At 45.5% G+C, this 23,186-nt stretch carries 16 protein-coding genes and 1 pseudogene; 2 read left to right on the forward strand and 15 right to left on the reverse strand.

Annotated features, from left to right (window positions below; translation table 11 throughout):
- Positions 1 to 53: 53 nt before the first annotated feature.
- The 7 genes and pseudogenes from OYT88_RS04155 to OYT88_RS04185 all read right to left on the reverse strand — a co-directional run bounded on the left by OYT88_RS04155 (position 54) and on the right by OYT88_RS04185 (position 10,283).
- Positions 54 to 2,078 carry a BglG family transcription antiterminator gene (locus OYT88_RS04155; RefSeq protein ID WP_274398140.1) on the reverse strand — a complete coding sequence of 675 codons (2,025 nt, stop codon included), beginning with the start codon at positions 2,076 to 2,078 and terminating at the stop codon, positions 54 to 56.
- A 695-nt stretch (positions 2,079 to 2,773) separates the two neighbouring features.
- Positions 2,774 to 3,742, reverse strand: coding sequence for a sugar kinase (locus tag OYT88_RS04160; protein ID WP_274398141.1), 969 nt, complete (start codon positions 3,740 to 3,742; stop codon positions 2,774 to 2,776).
- Positions 3,743 to 4,057: 315 nt separating this feature from the next.
- Positions 4,058 to 4,993, reverse strand: coding sequence for an AEC family transporter (locus OYT88_RS04165; protein WP_274398142.1), 936 nt, complete (start codon positions 4,991 to 4,993; stop codon positions 4,058 to 4,060).
- Between the two features lie 480 nt (positions 4,994 to 5,473).
- A pseudogene (gene tnpA, locus OYT88_RS04170) lies at positions 5,474 to 5,905 on the reverse strand (IS200/IS605 family transposase).
- A 381-nt stretch (positions 5,906 to 6,286) separates the two neighbouring features.
- Positions 6,287 to 7,360 (reverse strand): mannonate dehydratase, encoded by a 1,074-nt coding sequence (gene uxuA / locus OYT88_RS04175; protein WP_274398143.1) that lies wholly within the window; start codon positions 7,358 to 7,360, stop codon positions 6,287 to 6,289.
- Positions 7,361 to 7,470: 110 nt separating this feature from the next.
- Entirely contained in the window at positions 7,471 to 8,769 is a 1,299-nt protein-coding gene (locus OYT88_RS04180; protein WP_274398144.1) for an MFS transporter, read from the reverse strand.
- Positions 8,770 to 8,792: 23 nt separating this feature from the next.
- Positions 8,793 to 10,283 carry a UxaA family hydrolase gene (locus tag OYT88_RS04185; protein ID WP_274398145.1) on the reverse strand — a complete coding sequence of 497 codons (1,491 nt, stop codon included), beginning with the start codon at positions 10,281 to 10,283 and terminating at the stop codon, positions 8,793 to 8,795.
- Positions 10,284 to 11,397: 1,114 nt separating this feature from the next.
- Between OYT88_RS04185 and pflB the strand changes: the two genes are divergently transcribed.
- Both pflB and pflA read left to right on the forward strand, forming a co-directional pair.
- Entirely contained in the window at positions 11,398 to 13,662 is a 2,265-nt protein-coding gene (gene pflB, locus OYT88_RS04190) for a formate C-acetyltransferase (RefSeq protein ID WP_443029682.1), read from the forward strand.
- 65 nt (positions 13,663 to 13,727) lie between these two features.
- The gene (pflA, locus tag OYT88_RS04195; protein WP_274398147.1) at positions 13,728 to 14,495 is read left to right on the forward strand and encodes a pyruvate formate-lyase-activating protein; all 768 of its coding nucleotides are present in this window, start codon (positions 13,728 to 13,730) and stop codon (positions 14,493 to 14,495) included.
- A 556-nt stretch (positions 14,496 to 15,051) separates the two neighbouring features.
- Here pflA and OYT88_RS04200 read toward each other — a convergent pair.
- The 8 genes from OYT88_RS04200 to rhaB form a co-directional block, all read right to left on the reverse strand.
- Positions 15,052 to 16,056 (reverse strand): sugar kinase, encoded by a 1,005-nt coding sequence (locus OYT88_RS04200; RefSeq protein WP_274398148.1) that lies wholly within the window; start codon positions 16,054 to 16,056, stop codon positions 15,052 to 15,054.
- Positions 16,049 to 16,702, reverse strand: coding sequence for a bifunctional 4-hydroxy-2-oxoglutarate aldolase/2-dehydro-3-deoxy-phosphogluconate aldolase (locus OYT88_RS04205; RefSeq protein WP_274398149.1), 654 nt, complete (start codon positions 16,700 to 16,702; stop codon positions 16,049 to 16,051). The genes OYT88_RS04200 and OYT88_RS04205 overlap by 8 nt, the downstream gene beginning before the upstream one ends.
- 263 nt (positions 16,703 to 16,965) lie before the next feature.
- Complete coding sequence (locus OYT88_RS04210) at positions 16,966 to 17,727, reverse strand: IclR family transcriptional regulator (RefSeq protein WP_274398150.1); 762 nt, start codon at positions 17,725 to 17,727, stop codon at positions 16,966 to 16,968.
- Positions 17,728 to 18,250: 523 nt separating this feature from the next.
- Entirely contained in the window at positions 18,251 to 19,009 is a 759-nt protein-coding gene (locus OYT88_RS04215) for a DeoR/GlpR family DNA-binding transcription regulator (RefSeq protein WP_274398151.1), read from the reverse strand.
- A 217-nt stretch (positions 19,010 to 19,226) separates the two neighbouring features.
- Complete coding sequence (gene rhaD, locus OYT88_RS04220) at positions 19,227 to 20,048, reverse strand: rhamnulose-1-phosphate aldolase (protein ID WP_274398152.1); 822 nt, start codon at positions 20,046 to 20,048, stop codon at positions 19,227 to 19,229.
- A 23-nt stretch (positions 20,049 to 20,071) separates the two neighbouring features.
- The gene (locus OYT88_RS04225; protein WP_274398153.1) at positions 20,072 to 21,328 is read right to left on the reverse strand and encodes an L-rhamnose isomerase; all 1,257 of its coding nucleotides are present in this window, start codon (positions 21,326 to 21,328) and stop codon (positions 20,072 to 20,074) included.
- Between the two features lie 36 nt (positions 21,329 to 21,364).
- On the reverse strand, positions 21,365 to 21,679 hold the full coding sequence (gene rhaM, locus OYT88_RS04230) for an L-rhamnose mutarotase (protein WP_274398154.1): 315 nt from the start codon (positions 21,677 to 21,679) through the stop codon (positions 21,365 to 21,367).
- A gap of 5 nt (positions 21,680 to 21,684) precedes the next feature.
- Entirely contained in the window at positions 21,685 to 23,139 is a 1,455-nt protein-coding gene (rhaB, locus tag OYT88_RS04235) for a rhamnulokinase (protein WP_274398155.1), read from the reverse strand.
- Between the last annotated feature and the right edge of the window lie 47 nt (positions 23,140 to 23,186).

The following is a 23,186-nucleotide window of genomic DNA, read 5'->3' on the forward strand; positions in this document are numbered from 1 at the left end:
AAACGGCCTCATTATCCGAAATGGGGGGAGCGGCCTCTTCCGCTCCCAAAACGTTAATATCCCACGGCCTCACCTCCCTTGAGGATACCGATTGCTTCAGACGCATCTTTCGAATGAATCAGCTGTTCACGCGCCTGCCGATCGACGAATACATCATTCAGCATCAATAAAAGCGGAACATGTCTGTTGGTTTTCGACGGAACCAGCCCTACCATGATCTGAACTGAATTTCCATCCGGATCGGCGACCGGCCGTCTGAAAAACGCAAGCTCGATATCCGGACGGAGCGATTCGCCGGTCGGCGCCGTATGCGGAAGATAGATATTCGGACCGATGAGCATCTGCCGGTAATTCTTATAGAAAACTGCCTTGCAGCGCCGGAGATAGTCCCGGTCTGCCGTCTTCCTGCCGAGTATCGGCGCAAAAACAATATCGAGGCAGTCCGTCCACGGTACCGGATCATTGATGAACAGAATATTTTTTTCGCTGAAATCCGCTTCCTCCGACCGGGAAGCCAGAAAAGGCGAAAACTCTTTATTCCCTTCAAAATAAACTTTCAGCAACGTTTCCGCCGTATAAAGTTTATCCTCCGGCAGCAGACCTTTGATGGCGCTCAAGGCACTCTTCGCCTGAATGGAGGCATCGCTTTTCATCATCCTGGAGACGGATGCCCGGAGCCGCTTCCTGCTTTCCGGTTCGAGAAAGGGCGGCACGACAATCGTCCTGGCCTGGCTCCTGATCGGTTTGGTTGTAAAAATAAAATCAAGGGCCACGTTCATTTGTTCAAATTGGCGAAATGAAAAGGCTCCGATAAATTCAATTTGCGGAAACATGCCCCTCAGATTCTCCAATAAAAGTTTGGATACCGATGTCCCGTTCGGGCAGAGCACCGCCGCTTTAAAATAAAAAGTCCGATTCTCTTTCGATTGGTAGAGCCAGCCGAGGACGAGCATAGCCAAATAAACAATTTCTTCATTCGACAGAGGATGCCCGACAATCCGTTCAAAGGGCTCGACTGCATCGGCGACACAGAGGTAAATCTCTTTGTGCTCGTTCATAAATCGGACGGTCAGCGGATTGTTAATCCGAAAACCGAACAAATTTCTGAATATAGCCGGCTGCACGTGCAGCAGCAGTTTTTCCTTAAATTCCGTTTCTTTGACAAATTGAACGGCGAGCCTGTTTTTCAGCATCTCGACAAATTGATCAACCGCCGAGAGGATCTCCTCACTATTCAAAAAATCGAAAGCCGATTCAATCCGGTTGGAAGACAGAATGTGAAGCGAAAGATAGAGAATATCCACATCCTTTAAGAAAGAGAAGTCGTTCAGGCAATGTTTGATAATCGGAAACTCCACCGTATTACGAATATCGTATTTCTCAATCTTGAAAGTCCACGGAGCCGGATAAGAACGGATACGGTTCATTAATACTGCCAGAATAAAAGGAAGCTCTTCTCTCTGTTCATCCGTCAGCCGGATCTGAGTCTTTTCTTCGATGAGCGTCAATCGTTCTTTCAGCTTTGCATGTTCGTCTTCATTCACAAAGCCGAAAATGCTCAGGCAGGATCGGCCGTAAAAAGATTTCAGCAGATGGCGTGTTATCTGAACCAGATCATTGCGCAGCAGATATTCGGAGCCGGTGATCTGATAGCCCGTTTTTCGGGAAAAACTGATCTCCAGCTGCTGCACTTTTAAATCTTCCTTAATCTGTTTCATATCCGTATACATTGTGTTCCTGCTGACGTAAAATTTATCGGAGAGCGTCTGCAGCGTGTGATGCGCGTCATGGGTCATTAATTCCAGCTCAATCAAACATTTCCGAAAGCCGACATCGTCACGGGCGGCAAAATCATCCGTGCCGATCAGCAAAGCGTACAGTTCGTCTCTGCATTTAGCTGAGATCTTCAGTTGTCCGTCTGCGACGTCAATCGAACCGGAAACGAGCTGCTCGTTAATTGAATGAATGATTTTCAGAATTTGCTCCGTGCTCAGCAACATATTCTTTTCGATCTCATATAAGCTCGGTTCGTTCTGGACGAGAATCGATTCGATCAGTTCTTTTTTCTCAAGCTCCATCAATCTCACCTCCCTTACACGTTAAATTATAAAGAATGCTTTCCGACACTTCATCACAATATATAAAAGCGTTTTCACCAGACGCTGTGACGATCATCACCCCCCTCCGGTGCAACAGGCAAATGCCGTCCTGTCCGCAGCCGGAGACCTGACTGGTCCGGGTTTTTCCTAACTTTTCTATCGTCATCGGCAATAGGAAAGCATCTGGGAGATGACGCCGTTTTGACACCTGACCGGAGCACCTGAAGCTGAACCTGACATATCTGTGTTTGCTCATCATTAGAATCATGCACCGCCTTGATTTCCCCCGCCGTGATCCGGGATATCCGAACACTCGGAAAAACGCCCTCCGTGGGTATTCACATGCGCTTATCATGTCCTCTCCCTGTAAAGATGATACGCCGGCCGGAAATAGAGCGGCTCATGTTTTCATAAGTGAAACGGGCTGTCAAGAATAAAGTAATGGCGATCGACCAGAAATTTACGGAACAAAAAAAGCTGCCGCAGTCTTCAAGATGACTTTGGACAGCTTTCCTTATGAATTTTTCGCATGTGCAGCGTTTCTTAAATAAATCGACGGATTCCGCAAGTACCGCTTCAATCGTTACATTTTCAGGATCCGTCTGTTTCGATCCTGACTGAATGCTGCCGGATCCGCAAACTTAAAGCGTACCGTTATTCGTTCTCAATCTACGTCAGATCGCGGCCAGTTGTGTCTGGTGCATAAAACGATCCAGCCGACCGCGGTCAGGCAGCCCCTCATTATCCCCGAGATTCTGCATTTGAATGGCACCGATCGCATTGCCGCGCAGCAGCACTTCCCGATCGCTTAAATTTTCAAGCATCGCCGAAACCGCCCCCGCAACAAATCCATCTCCCGCCCCGACTCGGTCGACGACCTTGCTCGTCTGGAAATTAGGGACAAGGGTCTCCGAATAACGGCCGTCCGGCAGCTTCTTCTTTGTATAGGAACCTATGTCGACCAGGTTAATGATAACTTGTTTGACCCCTTTTTCCAGATAATAATTGGCCATACGTTCCTTCTCTTTTTCCCCAGTCAGAATTTGGCCTTCTTTAACGTTCGGAGCCACGACATCGCACAGGCAGGCGATTTCATTCGTACGCCGGATCATCTCTTCTTCCGACTTCCAGATCACCGGGCGCAGATTCGGATCAAAAGTAATCGTCAGACCGTTTTCCCGTGCTTTTTCAATAAGTGCCAATGTTGTCTGATAAGCGCTCTCGCTTAATCCTGCCAGAATACCGCCTAAGTGAAGGATCCTGGCCCCCGAAAAATCAATCGCCGCCACGCTGTCTTTCGTCAGTTTCGAGGTCGCACTGCTCTTGCGGAAATAAGTGGTTTCCGGGCGGCCATTGTCGGACAAACCCTTAAGCATAAAACCGGACGGCCACTCGGAAGTCGTCAGCACATGAGCCGTATCAATACTTTCCTGCTTCAGAAAATCAATAATAATCTTTCCAAACGGATCCTTGCCTACCTGGGTCAAAAAGGTCACAGAATGTCCCAATCGCGCTACACCGACAGATACATTCACATCTGCTCCGGCCATATGCCGCGTATAATGCCTGACTTCGCTTAACGCTCCCTGCTCATCTGCGATAAAAAGCACCATCGGTTCACCTGCAGTAATTAATTCACTCATTTTCATGCCTCCCGATTCATAAAGCGTTTACATATTCAGAAATTTTTTTATAGAGTGATTGCTTTTTACATAGTCTATTATTAAGAAACAATGTTTATTATATATAACCAACAATTAAAATTATAGGCTACCGTAAGTAGTTGTCAAGTAAAAAATTAAACTTATAGCGTCCGAAATGCTTCTATTTGTAAAACGGAACAATAAGAGGGTAGCTTTCAGAAAGATCCTGTGTCCTGCTAACTCACTTGTCATTGTGCGAACCTTGCTAACGAAATAGCCGAGTCCTTCGGCAAATGAAGATTCAGCGTATGGATTTTATATAAGATGATAGGCCTTCATCAATGAAATCCAAATAAAAAGGCTGAATACCGATAAAAACGTAGTCGAGAACACAATTTGCCCGGCAAGTTCAACATCCCCGTTCATTTCCTGAGCCATGCTGTCCGAAGAAACAGCTGTCGGTGAACCAAACGCAATAAAAAGGGACATCAGCTCAATATAGCGGAAACCCATGATAATAGCCAATCCGACAAAAACGAATGGAATAAGCACAAGCCTGCAGAAGTTAACTGAAATCAGTGTCATAAGATTGATTTTAACAGCCTTAAATTGAAACGTTCCACCTAAAGCTATAAGTGCAAGCGGTGTCGTTGCATCATTTAAAAGAGACAATGTCTTATCAAAAATATAAGGCATTGGAAAGTTTACAAGATTTAAGACCATTCCAGCCAGACTGCCTAGGATAAGCGGATTCCTGCAAATATTCCAAATCATATGTAAATAATCTACTTTTTCGCCTGAATAGAATTCCAAAGCAATAACACTCAATAGATTAAATAACGGAACAACGAATGATATTAAGATCGCCGTCGCACCGATATGCGGTCCATATACGGACTGAATAATCGGAAAACCGAGAAGTACAAAATTACTCCGGGAAATCCCCTGAATAATGACCCCCTTTTTTTCATTCGGATAATGCGTGCAAGCAATAACAATAAATGTTATCAAAAAAACTGCCAGCACGCCGAGTGCTCCGAACAATCCATATTTTATAGGAAAACCCTGCCGAAAATTAGAATGAAAAGTACTATATAATAATCCACTGGGCAGTAAAATCCGAAAAACAAGCTTATTTAATTGACTGTAGCCTTCTTCAGAGATCAGATGTCGCTGCCGAGTAAAGTAGCCAATGCAACAAAAAAGACATAGCGGAACAATAATGTTGATGGATAAACTAAAGGTTCCCAATTTAGATCATCCCCAAATTTTTACATAATTTTAGATTAATCGTTTAATTAACGATCACAACCGCCTGAGACTGTCGTCATTTTCTTTCAACTACTAATTAGAAACCAAAAATGGGAGAAATGAACCAAGGAGGTAAAAATCTGATAAGCTCTATATAAGAAAATAGAGCAGTTGATGCAATGGTTCCGTTCAGTCGTTTGTTTCTTTAGAATTTTTGATCAGCCTTTGATCGACATTTATAAAATAGTCGGGAAATTTATTAACGAGCACCTGCTGCCCATCAATCATTAGATGTAGATACTACAAAAACATCCTGATCCTGTTCTCGGAAAAAATCAATTTTTTGAACCAGCTTTTTAAAACGCTCTTTAACTGAATACGTGATTTTTGCTGTCGCTTCTTAATATTTTTATGTAGAAATATAATCTCTGTCATTTATAGAAAGGCCTTGCGCCCTAGCACACTGAATGCTGACTGAACTCAGTCGTCAACCTTGAAAATGTCGTCCTTGATCTTATTGGACTGGTTTGCAATATAACTTCGAATGATTTCTTCCGTGACATTGCCGACGGTTGCACAAAAGTATCCTCTGGACCATAAGTATTGGCCCCAGTATCGTTTCTTCAGCTCGAAAAACTCAACCTGCAGCAGTCTGAATGAGCGTCCTTTCAGATACTGCATGATTTTACTCAGGGCAAGGCTCGGTGGACAGGAAATCAGCAGATGGATAGGCTCCTTTCCAACGCTCCCCTGAAGAATCGTTACTCCACGGGCTTCACATCCCTGTCGGATCAGTTCACGCAACCGAATAGCAATCTGCCCTCGCAGCACCTGATATCAATATTTCGTCACCCAGATCACGTGATACTTGATATCGTAGACCGCATGACCGCTTTTCTGATAGCCGTCCATACTTTTCACCTCTGTCAAAAGTATGAACACGAAAACATAAGGCTAAAAGCGGATACCGTCTAAAGACGGTGGGTTTAGACCCCCGCTTTTGTAAGCTAAACATTGTCAAAAGAATTCAGCACGTTCTCTCCTGACACCGCGTGGAAGGATAAACTTTCTTCAATTACTTCTTGACAACTGCACCAGAAGTTCACAATTCCATTCGGAAGATAGATCGACATTATCTGAGCAGCTCGTTTCCAGACGAATATGCACCGCCTAGTATAGGCAATCCTGTAATTATTAACTCTTGCAGAAATTTTAAAAGTGCTACAGCCGGTCTAAACCGTGTAGCACTTTTAAAATCAAAGGAGAGATCAGGTATTGATCTCGATTTATTTGTTATTTTCTGGAACTTTTATCCAGAACCTCCCACATTCCATTCAAATAAGTGAGTCCGAGTGCGCGATCATATAATCCATATCCAGGACGCCCGGTTTCCCCCCAGATCATCCGACCATGATCGGAACGCATATAACCGTCGAATCCCGTTTCATGAAAGGCTTTCATAATTTCATATATATCCAGCGACCCTTCCGAAGATAAATGAGCCGACTCATGGAAATCTCCATTCCCTGTGTGTTTTATATTACGAACATGAGCAAACGGAATGCGATTCTTTTCCCCAAACTCGCGAATAAGGGCAGGAACATCGTTATTTGGATTTTCACCTAAACTTCCAGTGCATAATGTAAAACCATTATACGGACTGTCTACCATGTTCATAATTCTCAGCATATCGTCACGGTTTTTAAAGATTCGTGGCAGGCCAAAGAGAGGACGCGGCGGATCGTCGGGATGGATCGCCATTTTGATTCCCACTTCCTCACAGGTGGGAATAATAGCCTTCAGAAAATATTCCAGATTTTCTGCCAGTTTCTCTTCATCGACATCTTTATAAGCTTCAAACAACTGTTTAACCTGTGCCAGCCTTTCAGGTTCCCAGCCGGGAAGGATAAAACCATTGGAATTATCTTCGACAGAACGAATAATGTCCTCCGGACTGCCTTCGACTTTTTTATGATCAAAAGCCATATCGGTCGATCCGTCAGGGAGTACATAAGCTAAGTCCGTTCGAACCCAGTCGAAGATCGGCATAAAATTATAACAAATCACTTTAATGCCATAGGCTGCTAGATTACGTATTGTTTCTTTATAGTTTTCAATATATTTATCCCGGGATGGCAGACCGATTTTAATATCATCGTGAATGTTTACACTTTCGATCACTTCAAGGGTTAAACCAGCGTCTTCGACTTCCTTTTTTAGAGCGGCAATCCGTTCTTTCGGCCATACCTCACCGACCGGAATATCGAATAAAGCGCCCACGATTCCCCGAACGCCGGGGATTTGTCGGATTTCAGATAATTTAATTTTATCGTCTTTTTTACCATACCATCTAAAAGTCATTTGCATAAGTATATTTTCCTTTCATTAGTTTTAGGCTGTTTATCAATTAAAATTTTTCATTACAGTCTAAAGCCCAAGATTTATTTAATCTACACCCCTCTATGCCCTATCTTTTCTCACTCATTTTCCCCTTTAACTTTTATTGGTTCAACTTTTCCAAGCCAGAATAAATAGGTCAGCGCACCTAAGAAAGTAGCTATGCCCGAAACAACCAGGGCAGGTACAAATGATCCCGTCGCAGTGACTATAAATCCAGTTATGATTGGCCCTACAATGCCACCAATATTCGAAGCACAGTTTTGAACTCCTCCTAAGGTAGATGTCATGTTCTTTGGAGCGACATCACCAGGCAGGCACCATAGTGCAGCGGCAGCAAATGCAAGACCCGCATATGAAAGTGATAAGAGAGCAATACTCATAACTGTAGATTCTGTTAAACCAGCGAAAAGGATTGAGGTTGCTAACAGCATCCCAATGACAAGATTAAATTTACGAGAAAAAGTCAAAGAACAATGTTTTTTAAAATATAAATAATCAGTTACCCATCCGCCAATCAGTTCTCCGACAATACCGACCAATGGAGGAATCATCGCAGTAAATCCCATACTCATTGCAGCCATTCCTCTGGCTTCCTCAAGATAATTTGGGAACCAAGTAATGAAAAAGAAGATGGCATAGTTCAAGGTAAAGAAGCCAAAGCACATAGCCCATACGTTTCTATATTTGAATAATTCATACCATTTCATCGGCTGATCTTGGGTTATGCCTTCTTTTTTCTTCTGGCCATTTCTGATATAGGATAATTCTTCCTTATTAACATATCTTTGTTTTTCCGGATCGTTATAATACCAAATCCAGATAGCCACCCAGAAAAGCCCGATCACCCCAGATATTACAAATGAAAATTGCCAACCCCAGTTACTGACAATCCATACAATCAGCGGCATCGCAACTGCCGTACCCACTTTTGAACCTGTATCATAGAAAGCCGAAATTTTTCCTCTTTCGTGATCAGGAAACCATCTAGTGGCTATTCCACTGTTTGAGGGCATAGCTCCAGCTTCACCTATTCCAAGTAAAACACGTAATCCAAGTAAAGAAGTTAAACCACGTGCCAATCCCGTTATAGCAGTGGCCAGGGACCACCAACCAACTGCCAAAGCCATGCTTATTCTGTGTCCGACTTTATCTGCAAACCATCCTGAAGGGATTTGAAATATCATATACGACCAAAAAAACGCAGACATGACGATACCCATTTCAGCATTATTAATATGAAGATCTTTCATTATGTCTGCCGAAGACGCTGATAAATTGGCTCTGTCTAAATAATTAATTGCAATCGCTAACCACATTAAAACGCCTATTTTCCATCTAACATTTGTTCTTCTATGAAGATCACTTTCTTTAAGCATATAAAATTACACCTCTTTTTTAATTACTCGGTGACTCCATTTTTAAAAATGGCCAGTTCATGGATATGGCGTAATTCACTCTTCGTTATTTTTCCGCTCGCCGTATCGATGATCAGCTGAATGAACTGATTTGTGACTTCATCTATATTCCTGTCGAGCAGCTGACCAGCGTTAAAATCGATCCATGTTCTCTTTTTCTCATAAAGCTGCGTGTTGGTCGAAATTTTCAGAGTTGGAACATATGTGGAAAAAGGTGTTCCGCGTCCGGTTGTAAATAAAATCATCTGGCAATCCGCCGAAGCCAGTGCCGAAGTCGAAACTTGATCATTGCCCGGCGCCTGCAGCAATGACAAACCCTTTTTTCTAATTTTATCCCCGTATTCCAGAACATCGGCCACAGCGGAAGTGCCTGATTTTTGTGTACAGCCGAGTGACTTGTCCTCCAGCGTCGTAATGCCGCCCGCCTTATTGCCTGGCGACGGATTTTCATAAATAGGCTGGTTGTACGAAGCAAAATAATCTTTGAAATGATTGATCAGGTTGACAATTTTGTGAAAAACCTCTTCATTGACGGCACGGCCCATAAGAACTGTCTCTGCACCGAACATTTCCGGAACTTCCGTAAGAACAGTCGACCCGCCCTGTGAAACAACAAAATCTGATAATCTGCCGAGCAAGGGATTGCCTGTAATGCCGGAAAAGCCATCGGAGCCGCCGCATTTCAAACCGATTTTTAATTCAGAGAGCGGCAGATCCGTCCGCCGATCGTTTGAGGCATACTCATTAAGTTCTTCAAGCAGACGAACGCCTGTCTCCACTTCATCATCCACCTGCTGGCAAATCATGAAGCGGATACGCGACTCATCATAAGCGCCCATCTGCTTCTTCATCGCTTCCAGCTGATTATTTTCACAACCGAGTCCGAAAATGAGAACACCTCCTGCATTCGGATGTTTCGCAGCGTCGATCAGGATTTTCTGTGTATTCTGTAAATCCCCGCCCAGCTGAGAACATCCGTAAGGATGCTTCAATGAAATGATTTCATCAAAAGCGCCGTTGCCCGGGTGATTTTGCTTGAACCGCTCAACGATTAGATCACTGATCATATTGATGCAGCCTACGGTAGGAATCAGATATAAATCGTTTCGTATTCCTACTTTTCCGTCTTGACGGACATATCCCTTGAATGTCCGTGCGTCTTTCGGATAGATCCGGGTATGAAGCTCCGGCCGATACGTATAATCAATTTTCCCGGACAAATTGGTCGCCACATTATGTGTGTGGACCCAATTTCCTTTTTGAATCGCTTGTGTTGCATGGCCGATGGGAGCTCCGTACTTAATGATGCCGTTATTTTCTGCAATATCATTAATCGCTATTTTATGTCCGCGTTTTACCGCTTCAAGAACAACAATTTCCTCATCGCCTACAGTAATCTTTTCCCTTGCGGCAATATCCTGCAGAGCAACAACGACATTATCCCGCGGATTCAACTGAATCACTTTATTTTCCAATCGCAAGCTCTCCTTTGTTTATTCGTTGAACCACTTGACGCATGTCTTCTTCTTCAATTTTATTCCTTGTTCAACCTGCTTCAGTAATCCATCGAAAACAGAAGATTCTTCTTGATTCATGGATCCACTCTGTTCTTTTTTCTCGCACTTGTTAAAAGAGCAAGCATGACACTACTAAAGAAAAATGTTCTGTCTAAGTTTTCATCAATTTTTTCATCCTGGGCGCCCCCTTTTAATTTCTTATTTAGAAATTAAATTTATTATTTATCAATACATTTATATTATAAAAACGCTTACAGATATTTTCAATACCTTTTCACATTATTTTCATAAAAAGAATGACTTCCGGCATGTGAATCTTTTATAATTTTTTTACTGGGCATCCCCTCAACTCATGTATCCAGCGGGCCGTGGTGTGAAAACATTATCGATGTTCATGCGAATGGCAATTTATTCCTCTGAAAAAAATGGATATCATGCGCGGACAAGCGTTACATGGCAGAAACACCCGGATCTTTTCCTCCTGCCTGCAGCGTATTCCTGTGAATCGTGGCCAAAATCACCGGAAAAACGCCAAATATCAGCAGTAAACAGCCCGAATAATTAGACGGCAGGCTCGTCCCTGGTTGTTGGATAAACCATGATAGAAGGTTTATCGATCGTTACTCCCGATTTCGTGGCACTTGATCTATCAAATCGTTATGGAAGTTTATTGATTGCGGACGCGTTTTCCGTCTCTCGAGAGATTGACGGTCTCAGGAAAAGTCGATCATCATTTAACGGCACAGCCGGAAAATGAGCTAAAGAGATACTCATAGTTTTTTTGTACTCATCCGGGGATGAATCAAAAAATGAGGCATCTCTGGAATGCCTAGAACAATTTTCTCCGAGTTCGGGGGGAATTCCCATGCATCTTGAGACAAGTTTAAGCGAAAGGAGGTACTTTTTCCGTCGTCTGCCTGCCAGCCGTGCAACGACGCAGCACTTGAAAAATCGTGAGCAGATTTTCGGTTTGAGAAACACCGTCTAATGTGGATCATTTTGAAAAAATCCATGGCATTATATTTCCAAATAAGATATAATGGTTCTGTAAAAGAAATTTTATCCGGGAGGGATGAAAATGGCAATAACCGAGTCAGATGTGGCTGTTCCGTTTTGGAAAGGCTTTCAGGGCAAGAGCTGGCAAAAAGAAATCGACGTTCGTGATTTTATCTTCAATAACTATAAAGCTTATGACGGAGATGAATCCTTTTTAACCCGTCCGACCGATGCGACAACAACGCTGAATAACAAACTTCTCGCACTGAAACTTAAGGAGCGCGAGGCCGGCGGTTTGCTCGAAGCGGATACGAAAGTGGTTTCTACTATCACGTCTCACAAACCGGGTTATCTTGATAAGGAGCTGGAGAAAATTGTCGGCCTGCAGACAGACAAACCGCTGAAGAAAGCTCTGATGCCCTTCGGAGGGATTCGCATGGCCAAAGAAGCGCTGGAATCCTATGGGCTGGACATTGATCCGGAAATCGACCACATTTTTAATGATTATCGTAAGACGCACAATCAAGGAGTATTTGATGTGTATGACGCCCAGATGCGCAAGTGCCGGCACAATAAAATTATTACCGGCCTTCCGGATGCCTATGGGCGCGGGCGGCTGATCGGCGACTTTCCGCGGATCGCGCTGTACGGCATCGATCGTCTGCTGAAACAGAAACAGAAAGATTTTAATAATACCGGCGACGGAGAAATGACAAACGACGTCATCCAGCTGCGTGAAGAAATCTGCGAACAGTACCGTGCGCTGCAGCAAATGAAGGAACTGGCCGAGAGCTACGGATTCGATATCTCGAAGCCCGCGCGAAATGCACAGGAAGCGATTCAGTGGATCTATTTCGGCTATCTGGCCTCTATTAAGCAGCAGAACGGTGCCGCCATGTCGATCGGACGGATTGACGCATTTCTGGATATTTATATTGAACGTGACTTGAAGGACGGCGTTTTAAACGAACAGGGAGCTCAGGAACTTATCGATCAGTTTACAATGAAACTGAGGATGGTTTCCTTTATCCGCACACCGGAATATAATTCGCTGTACTCCGGCAATCCGGTTTGGGCCACCCTGTCTCTTGCCGGCATGGCTATGGACGGACGGCACATGGCCACCAAAACATCATACCGTTTTCTCCATACACTGGCCAATATGGGGCCTGCACCTGAACCGAATATTACACTGCTCTGGTCGAAACAGCTTCCGGAGAACTTCAAGCGCTATGCTGCCAGGGTTTCGATCGACAGCTCAACGATTCAGTATGAAAATGACGACCTGATGCGGACACAATGGGGAACCGATTACTACGCAATCGCCTGCTGCGTTTCCGCACAGCCGGTAGCTGACGGCATGCAGTTTTTCGGTGCCCGTGCCAATCTCGCCAAAGCAGTGCTTTACACGATTAACGGCGGGGTTGATGAAATAACGAAGCAGCAGGTAGGTCCGGCTTATGAACCGATCCAATCCGAATACATTGACTTCGATGAATTTGAGAAAAAGCTGGATCCGATTCTCGATTGGCTGGCGGATGTTTATGTCAATTCGCTGAATGTCATTCATTACATGCATGACAAATACTATTATGAATCCGCCCAGATGGCTCTGAAGAATACGAAACTGAACCGCACCTTTGCGACCGGCATTTCCGGATTGTCCGTTGCCGCAGATTCGATTTCGGCCATAAAATACGGACGGGTCCGCGCGTTCCGCGATGAACAGGGGATCGCCATTGATTATAAAGCGGAAAAAGATTATCCGAAATACGGAAATAATGATGACCGGACCGACGAAATTGCCGTATCGCTCGTTAAAAAGCTTTATACTAAGATGGCGAAGCACCATCTCTATCGAGGCGCAACGCTTTCGACATCCGTCCTGACCATCACCTCAAATGTAGTTTACGGCAAGAATACCGGCTCGACTCCGAACGGCCGCGAGCAGGGGCAGCCTTTTGCACCCGGTGCCAATCCCTATTATGGTGCTGAGACAAACGGTGCCCTTGCTTCACTGCTTTCCGTCGCCAAACTGCCCTATCAGTACGCGACTGACGGTATTTCCAATACTTTTGCCGTCACACCGGCAACGCTTGGTGCAGAACCGGAAACACGTACAAACACACTCGTTCATATGATCGACGGCTATATGGAAAATAAAGGCCATCATTTGAATATCAATGTGTTTAAACGTGAGACCTTGATTGACGCGCAGAAGCATCCGGAAAAATATCCGACACTGACTATTCGTGTTTCAGGATATTGTGTCTATTTTGCCGATCTGACCAAGGAACAGCAGGATGATGTCATTTCCCGTACATTCCATGAAAGAATTTGACCCTGGCTGACTCGTGCTGTGATTGATTGATTTGATGAAGATCCGAGAGGATGGCTATACAAACTATGCAAAACAACAAAACAGAAAAACGCACAGTTTACGGCTATATTCATTCGACAGAGAGCTTCGGCGCAGTCGACGGGCCGGGCATCCGTTTTGTCGTTTTTGTCCAGGGATGCCGCATGCGCTGCCAGTACTGCCATAATCCGGATACATGGAAAACACAGGTCGGCACAAAGATGAGCGCTGACGAGGTGCTTGAGAAAGCTCTTCCCTACAGGAATTTCTGGGGAACGGAAGGCGGCATAACGATCAGCGGCGGCGAAGTGCTTCTTCAGACGGACTTTGCCCTTGATCTGTTCAGAAAGGCTAAGGCCCTTGGTATCCATACCTGCCTGGATACTGCGGGGCAGCCTTTCACACGTACAGAGCCTTTTTTCGGCAAATTCAGGCAGTTGATGGCCGTCACCGATCTCTTGCTGGTGGACATCAAGGAGATCGATCCGGAGAAGCATCGCCAGCTGACCGGTTTCCCGAATGATAACATTCTCGACATGTGCCGCTATCTCTCGGATATTAATAAACCGGTCTGGATCCGCCACGTCCTTGTTCCCGGACGAACGGATTTTGATGAAGATCTCATCTGCCTGGACCGTTTCATCCGGACACTTGGCAACGTCCGGAGGGTCGAAGTTCTTCCCTATCACACCATGGGGGTAGCAAAATATCATCAGATGGGCATCCGCTATCGGCTGGAAGACATCGAACCGCCGACCCGGGAAAGAGTACAAAACGCAGAACAATTACTCCACTGTACGGCGTATACCGACTGATTCTGGCATGCATATAGAACAAAAGCACCTTCCGGCAAAACAATAATGGTCGGAAGATGCTTTTTATTTCTAAATAACATGATTTCAAAAATAGGGTGTACATGGATAGCTGAAGCATATCGCCATCGCTGACGTTATGAGAGGACATTGAAAAGTTCCATATTAAGATCAATACGTTTAAATGTTAATGGCAATTAAGGAATGTAGCATTTGGCAATTAGCAGATTATAATAAGTTCAATGCACGGCTTTACATGGAGAGGCGGATGCAGTAGGCTGATAGGCCGTGCAAAACCAATGTGCCTGCAGCTTTTGCAGTAGAACTGTATCCGCAGAGGCTCCATGTCAAGCCATTTATGATATTTAACAAATGAGAATTATAAAATTAATTGAATTGCCGAAACATGCATTTTCTACTTGCCAAAAACAGTTTAAACACATATCGACTGTATTGACTCTCTGAAATAAAAACTCCGGATAGTCAGCTTCTATCCGGAATCTTGGTCATGCAGCAATAGACTATTAATAAGGAAGGAACTTTTTCACGTGTAAAGCGTTTATCGCTTCACCTCACTATTCGGTGAATCCAGCCATGTCTGGATATCCCGGGCGGAAAGCGAAATCCAGTCCCCACTGATCGTATGTTTAAGCAGTGAAGCAGCCATCGCAAACGGAAGAATAACTTCCGCCGGCCTCTCTGTCAATATTCCGTGCAGAATCCCGGCTACAAAAGCATCTCCGCCGCCGATCCGATCCACTATCGGAAACAGCCGATAATTTTTCGATTGGACAAAATGACCGTCTTTCCAAAGAATTCCCTGCAATTCATTATTCGATGTGGAGAAAACATGACGATTAGTCGCATAAAGCGCCCGGATATTCGGATATTTATCGGCAATCCGGCGATAACAAGCCTCCATCTGTTCCGGACGCGCCTGGGCCGAATCTATCCCAAAGAAATTATGCGCGTCCAGATAATTGGCACAGCAATACGTAATCATCGGCAAAATCGGGCAAATCGACTTTCTGGCTGTTTCCAGCGACCACATCGCCTGCCGGAAATTGATATCGAAACTGACCGGAATGCCACGCTCATAGGCAGCCTGCACTAATTTCTGCCCATTAAGATGCCACGCTTCAGATAAGGCAAAAGTGATTCCCGATATGTGGAACAGCGAGACATCGGCAAAAAGTTTGTCCAGATCCCACTCACTCATGTTCATCTCGCAGATAGAAGAAGCCTTGCGGTCATAAATTACCCTGGAAAAACGCAGACTATTTCCCTGCTCCAAGAAATAAATGCCGATCCGTTCGCCGCCGAACAATACTGCCGACGTATCTACCTGATTGGCGTGTAAAACTCTTAAAGCGGCCATACCCAGCGGGGAATCCGGCAATTTACTGGCGAAAACAACCGAATGGCCGAAATTGGACAGGATGGAGGCTACATTGGCCTCCGAACCCCCATAATTGGCATTTAGCTGTCGGCTGCTGTTTAACAGCTCACCGACATCCGTCGAAAGCCGGAGCAAGATTTCGCCAAGCGCCAGAATCTTAGGCATGCCGACCACTCAACTGTCTGTACCGTTGCGCGAATGCCTTGGCCGTTTCCGTTACTTTATCAAATTGATTCGTTTTCGCCGGTTTCAGCAGGCTTCCGCCGACACCGATGACTTTACAGCCCGCCTGATACCAGTCGGCCAGATTATCGAGATTGACTCCGCCGGATGGCATGATCTCCAATTGCGGAAGAGGCGCCTTGACATCCTTAATAAAGGCCGGACCCAGCACATCGCTTGGAAAAAACTTAACTAAGTCCGATCCGGCTTTCATCGCCGTTTTCATTTCATTGACTGTCATGCATCCCGGAATATAAGGGATCTGATATAAATTGCAAAGTTCGGCCGTTTCCCGATCAAACGTCGGAGCGACAACAAATTTTGCACCGGCTGTGATTGCATCATGCGCCGCATGAGCATCAAGGACGGTACCGGCGCCGATCACGACTCCCCCGTCGTCCGCATATTCTTTCGCTAAATTTTCAATCGCCTGAACGGCACCCGGCACTGTGAACGTCAGTTCAATACTTTTGACGCCCCCGGCAACAAGCGCATCCGCAATTTTCAATGCTTTTTCAGCCGATTCGGCACGTAAAACCGCAACAATTCCGTTCTTTTCCAGTGCCGTTAAAACAGCGATCTTCTGCATTATGAAAACCTCCTGCCGTTTCTATTTAATAAATTGCATTTATATATAATAGATTTTCATCTTTATTATAGTGCATGCACTATACTTCGTAAACCTTTTCATTTTATTTCTCACCGGAATGTTCGTTTAAAATCGGAATCCTCTCAATGGGAAAACAAAGCAGCTTTCTACCCCCGAACGGGCAGAAAGCTGCTTTTAGAGATCAGATATTTTTTATGGTTCACGAAAGCCGAAAACGGCGGATCCGTTACCAGCCAAAATTTCTACGCATTCATCTTGCTTTCAATTTCCAGTCGTGCTTTTTTTAATAAAGCGATAATCTTCTTTTTCTTTTCCTCGTTGATTCGAAAGACAGGCGTACTGACACTCATCAGGCCCTCTATCCTGCCCTGATGTTTAATGACCGTACCGATACAGTAAATCTCGTCTTCATTTTCTTCGTTATCCGTCGCATAGCCGCATTGTCTGATTTCTTCCAGATTCTCAAGCAGCCGATCCGGATCGGTTATAGTATTTCTCGACCTTTTTATCAGCTTAACACGGTGAAAATAATCTAGAACCGTTTGCTTATCCTGTTCCGCAAGATAGGCTTTTCCCATTGCCGAGCAGTAAAGATCAATGGAATGGCCGACCTGAGAACGCAAAATGATTTTTCCTTTGCTGTTTATCTTTTTAACATAAACAATCTGATCGTGATCAAATACGCCTAAATGAATCGTTTCCCCCAATTCCTCATTCAAAGCCACAAGGTAGGGTTCGGCAAATTCGACGATACTGAATGATTTACGGGCGGCTTCTCCGTAGCTGATCATTTTGATCCCCAGCGTGTATCTTTTTGTCCCTTCATCCCGTTTGACGTAACCGACCAAACAAAGCGTATTTAATATTTTCAAAACGGTGGATTTGCTGGTTTGCAAAGATGTATAGATTTCCTGCAGATTCATGGGACGACTCTGCTGCTCTAAAAAATCCAAAATCTGTTTGGCACGGAGAATAACTGTTCCATAAGGCTTCTGTTCAGGCATGGGCTCCCAATTAACGTTCGCTCTGAGCTACTGTTTTCTTCAGAATCACAGACACCGTTAAAAGGTTTCAACTCCTAATATCGTATTTAAGTTTATTATAAATCAATTAAGGTTCTTCACCAACTAAATTTTATTAATCAGCTCGTCGTAAAGCCGCTCTAAAAAGGAGTAGTTGCTCCGAACCGTGCGACAGACGCACCCAAACGCCAAAATGTCACACTGAAACATTTAAAAACTGTACCGAATTGAACAATCGATCCAAATCACGCCAAACTCGCACCGAATTGCACTCAGCGCGCTCCGAATCAGGTCAAAGTCTCTCCGAATCACCCAACTCATCAAGGATGAACGACTTCATGAAATTCTCGCTCAAGTATCCATTTAATAATAGATTAACCCATATTCCGTGTAAACTCGCTATGTAGTCATTACGACAGTATCCCTTGTGCGGAACCTCCCGACAAAAAAGCAGACGGAACGCCTAAAGTATCATCTGACAGCCGAATCAGGATTTTCGCAGCTGTCAATAGATTAACTCGATCTGGTGTTCTCGCGTAAAATCAAGCCATTCATCGGAAGGCTTTCTATCCGTGACAAGATAATCGACTTTCTCAAGCGAAAGCAGATTCAATAAAGCAACCTGATCAAATTTGTCATGATCGGCCACAATGATAATTTTATTGGCCTGGGCGATCATGACCTTTTTCACGTCCGCATCAAAACTGTTCGATTCCGTAATTCCCCTTTCAAGCGCTACTCCCTTGCAGCCGAGGATCGCCGCGTCGACGTTGTACCTCTTAACTGTATCCATGGCTTCCGAGCCGACCAGTGAAAAGGAAAAGGGGCGCAGACTGCCGCCCGTCGAAATCATTTGCTGATCATGAGTCGATCCAAGGCGAAGCGCTTCGATTGAACTCGTTAAGATAGTCAGATTTTTTTTCTGCTTATACAATTCATGAATGACTGCCAGTCCTGTCGAGGATGAATCGACAACCAGGGAATCGCCGTCTTTAATCAAATGGGAGACTCTTTGCGCGATGTACTGCTTCTCCTTCTGGTTTATCGTGTGGCGCTCTTTATATGGAATTTCTTCGTTTGTATGGGAATTCAGAAATGCACCGCCGTAGATACGCGTACATAGGCCCTTCTGTTCCATTTTTTCCAAATCACGGCGAATCGTCTCTTCTGTGACGCTAAAAGACACAGCGAGTTCGGAAACGAACACTTTTTTCTTTTTCAAGAGTTCATTTTTAATTCCCTCCTGCCGTTCAAAAGCAAGCATAAAAATCCTCCTTAACTATTTTTGCCGACTCGTGTCCGCCTTTTGCTTTTCTGTTTTTCTTTGTTTAATTCATTTATTTTATAATAAATAGGGATATTTCTCAATAAATAATCAAAAACAATATAAAATAAAGATTAATTTTGAAAAAATAAAAGTGCAGCCTCGTTCATCGCGAAACGAGGCTGCACTTTTTCAGGCTTAATTATTTATAAAGCGCTCAGACATCCAGATAACCTTCACGCGGAATGACATGAAACGCCCGGGCTAAATCGCTTAGCTCCTGATCGGTAATGGCCTGTTTGATTTCGCCGCCCTGCTGCTGAATGACGGACCAGATCTGAGCGGCCTTTTCAAGCGTCTCAATCAATCCGAACGCCTCATCGATCGAGTTTCCCGAAGCAAACACACCGTGCTGCGGCCAGATGACCGAGCGGAAGCTTTCCATCTTAGCGGCGGTTGCTTCGCCGATCGTCGTCGTTCCGGGCACCATCCATGGAATGATCCCGACACCTTCCGGAAAAACAACCAGCGATTCCGACTGCATCTTCCACAGAATTCTTGAGATCGCACGTTCATCCAGCTTTTGTGTAAATGTGATCGCGATCAGATGGGTCGGATGACAGTGCATGATCACACGTTGATTTTTATCGTGTTTCAGCCGCACCTTGTGTCCCATCAGATGGGTCGGGAATTCGCTTGTCGGCTGTCCGCCGTCATTCAGCCCCCAAAGCAGGTCGACACTCTTTCCGTCCTCGGCGATGCGGACGAGTCCGGTGTCCCGTTCCGGGAAATCAATAATATTTTTTAAATACCGTCCGGTGCCTGTGACAAGGAAGTACATACCCGCCAGATCTTTTCCGTCAAAATCAATCGGAATATGACGCAGAGCGGTTTTCGTATCTTCGTACGGCGCTACTTCTTCTCCCGTCAGACGGTAGCTGACATTGCCGCCGTTGCGCTCGTCCCACCCGTGTTCGTAGAGGCGGAAGGTAATCTTAGCGAATTCTTTAACATAGGGTGATTCCATAAATTTGGTCATTGCTTTCATTCCTCCCGGTACGGTTATCTGTTAATCAGAACATCTTTTTCATAGCGGCGAATTTCCTCAAGCCATTCGGCGCCGACAGGAACATCGCTCTCTTGGCAGTAATAATCCCAGACGGCACCGAACGGATATGATTTCAGTTCTTCAGTCAGAGCCAGCCGTTTGGTATAATCGCCCTCCAGTTCCGCTTTTTTCAGATCGTCAATAGGCGACAGGAAAGCCATCAGCAGGGCTTTCAGTGTGTCGCGCGCTCCGACGATCCAGGCAGCCAGGCGGTTGATCGTGGCATCAAAGAAGTCCAGTCCGATATTCGTTTTATCCAGTTCATTGTCGCGGACAAGGGAACGGGTAATCCGAATCAGCGCATCGTCAAGAATGACCACATGGTCGCTGTCCCAGCGCACCGGACGGGAAACGTGCAGCATCAGCCCTTTGCCGAACGGCAGGAAGGCCGAAAATTTGTCGGAGACGTCTTCGGTCGGATGGAAATGCCCGGCATCGATGGTCCACAGTTTGCCGCGTGTCAGCGCATAGGCCTCATAAAATTCATGCGATCCGACCGTATAGGACTCCACACCTGTACCGAACAGCTTGCCTTCAACCGCCTCGATCGTGTAGGCTTCCGGAATTTTCTCTTTCATGATTTCGTCAAGCGAATCAATCAGGCGCAGACGCGGCGACAGCTTATCAATCGGATTGTCCTTATAGCCGTCCGGAATCCAGAAGTTGTTGACCGACTGCTGGCCTAATTCTTTGCCGAAGTATTCGGCGATTTTGCGGCTGCTTTTGCCGACTTCGATCCAGAAATCGCGGATCTCCTTATCGGCGCTCGCTAGTGTAAAGCCGCTCGCCGATTTCGGATGCGAGAAGAAGGTGCCGTTCATATCGAGCCCGACGCCCTGTTCCTTGGCCCAGTCGACCCAGGATTGGAAGTGGCGCGGTTCCAGTTCATTCAGATCCACCTTTTCATCCGTGTCGGCATAGATGCTGTGCAGCTGAACCTTATGCTTGCCCGGAATAACGGACAGCGCCTTGCTCAGATCTTTCTGCAGCTCGTCGACTGAACGTGCACGGCCCGGATAATTGCCGCTGACGGAAATGCCGCCGGTCAGAGTCTGATCCGGAAACAGATAGCCGAGAACGTCGTCGCCCTGCCAGCAGTGAAGGGACAATTTCACTTTTTTCAACGCTTCGATCGCTTTTTCTGTATCAACACCGATTGCTGTATAACGTTCCTTAGCCAGTTTATAGGCCTGAGTGACTGTCTCGTTCATAAAGATACTCCCCTTCTTTTTGTTGCATTCAGATGATCAGTCAAGGTGAAAAACTTCGTCCAGATCCAGAGCCACCGGACTGTTATCCGGATTTGTTTTCATCAGCGGTTTCATATACGCCCACCATTTTTTGCAGATCTCAGTATCGGCAATTTCGTTGTACCGGGCCGCATCGGGTACTTCAAGATAAGCAAACAACTCACCGTTTTCTTTGTTCAGGAAAATCGAATAATTCGTCGCACCGTGATCCTTCAGTTCTTTTTTCATTTCCGGCCACAGATTGGCATGGCGTTTCTGGTATTCGTCATAGAACTCCTTATACAGATACATGATCTGACCGATTCTGGTCATGAACATCACCTTCCCTGAATAAACGTTTTATAATTTTCCAATACGTTGACGTATCGGCCTTTCTGCGGTTTATAAGTCTTGATCGCAAACGAACGGGCGACCAGTTCTCTTGCTTCAGCAAGATCCCCGATTTCGCCGGAGCTGATCATCTGCACAAGCAGATTGCCGATCGCCGTCGCCTCTGAAGGGCCGGCTTTGACCGTCATCCCCGCCAGTGTGCTCGTCATCTGATTGAGAAAATCGATATTGCTTCCGCCGCCGACAATATGAAGCACATGAATCGGATGCCGCACAATTATAGCCAGTTTTTCCAATTCGTTTGCATAAAACAGTGCGAGATTGCCGTAGGCAGCCGAAACCAGTTCACCCGTTGTCTGCGGAACCTTCTGACCCGTTTCCCGGCAATAGGCCCGAATTTCTTCGATCATACTGTCCGGGTTGGTGAAACGCTCGTCGTTAATATTGATAAACTGCTGGAAGGGCTCGACCTGTTCCGCCTGGGCGGCCATTTCGGCAAACGAATACTGGTTGTTCTGTTCGCGGCGGATGCTCTGAACGATCCAAAGCCCCATTATATTTTTCAGAAAGCGGTACGTGCCGTAAGCGCCCCATTCATTGGTATAATTTTCCCTGAACGCTTCCGGACCGTTTTCAGGAACATTCAATTCTTTTCCAAGCAGCGACCAGGTGCCCGAACTGAGAAACGCCCAGTCATCCCCCTGCCCCGGCGTGCCGACAACGGCCGATGCCGTATCATGCGTGGCAACCGTGATCACTTCACAGTCGGGAAGGTCGTATTGAAGATGCCATTTGTGACGAATCGGCCCGAGAATGCTTCCCGATTCAACCAGTTTCGGAAATTGTTCCGGATAAACATTGACTTTAGCCAGCAAATCTTTGTCGAACAGTCCCTCACGCAGATTGAGCATCTGTGTGGTCGAGGCATTGGTCACCTCTGCCACGGCATTGCCGGTCAGGACGTAACCGATATAATCCGGAATCATCAGGATCCTGTCCGTTTTCTTCAGATCTTCCTTGTTTTCTTTATACAATTGATACAGCGTGTTGAGTTCGAGAAACTGAATGCCGGTTTTTTTATAAATATATTCTTTGGGCAGATCCAGCGTCAGTTCTTCAATGGCGTGGCGGGTTCGCTGATCCCGATAACTGATCGGGTTCTGGATCTTGTGTCCGTCCATGCCGACCAGAACATAATCGACGGCCCACGTGTCAATCCCGACTTTCGCCTTCACGACCCCTTGTTTCTTCGCTTTTTCGAGGCCGACAAATATCTCATGGATCAACTGGTCAATCGCCCAGTGATCATGTCCGTTTTCCTTTGTAAATCCATTGACAAAGCGATGAATTTCTTTCAATTCCAGCTTATTCTGCTCATTCTTCTGCCCCAGAATCAGCCGTCCGCTGGAAGCGCCGATGTCTATTGCAATATAATCATTCATAAAACGATCACCTCTGAACTGAATCCATGCATTGGCTAAAACCGACC

The sequence above is a fragment of the Sporolactobacillus sp. CQH2019 genome, from assembly GCF_028765345.1.
In the GTDB taxonomy this organism is placed as follows: Bacteria; Bacillota; Bacilli; order Bacillales; family Sporolactobacillaceae; genus Sporolactobacillus.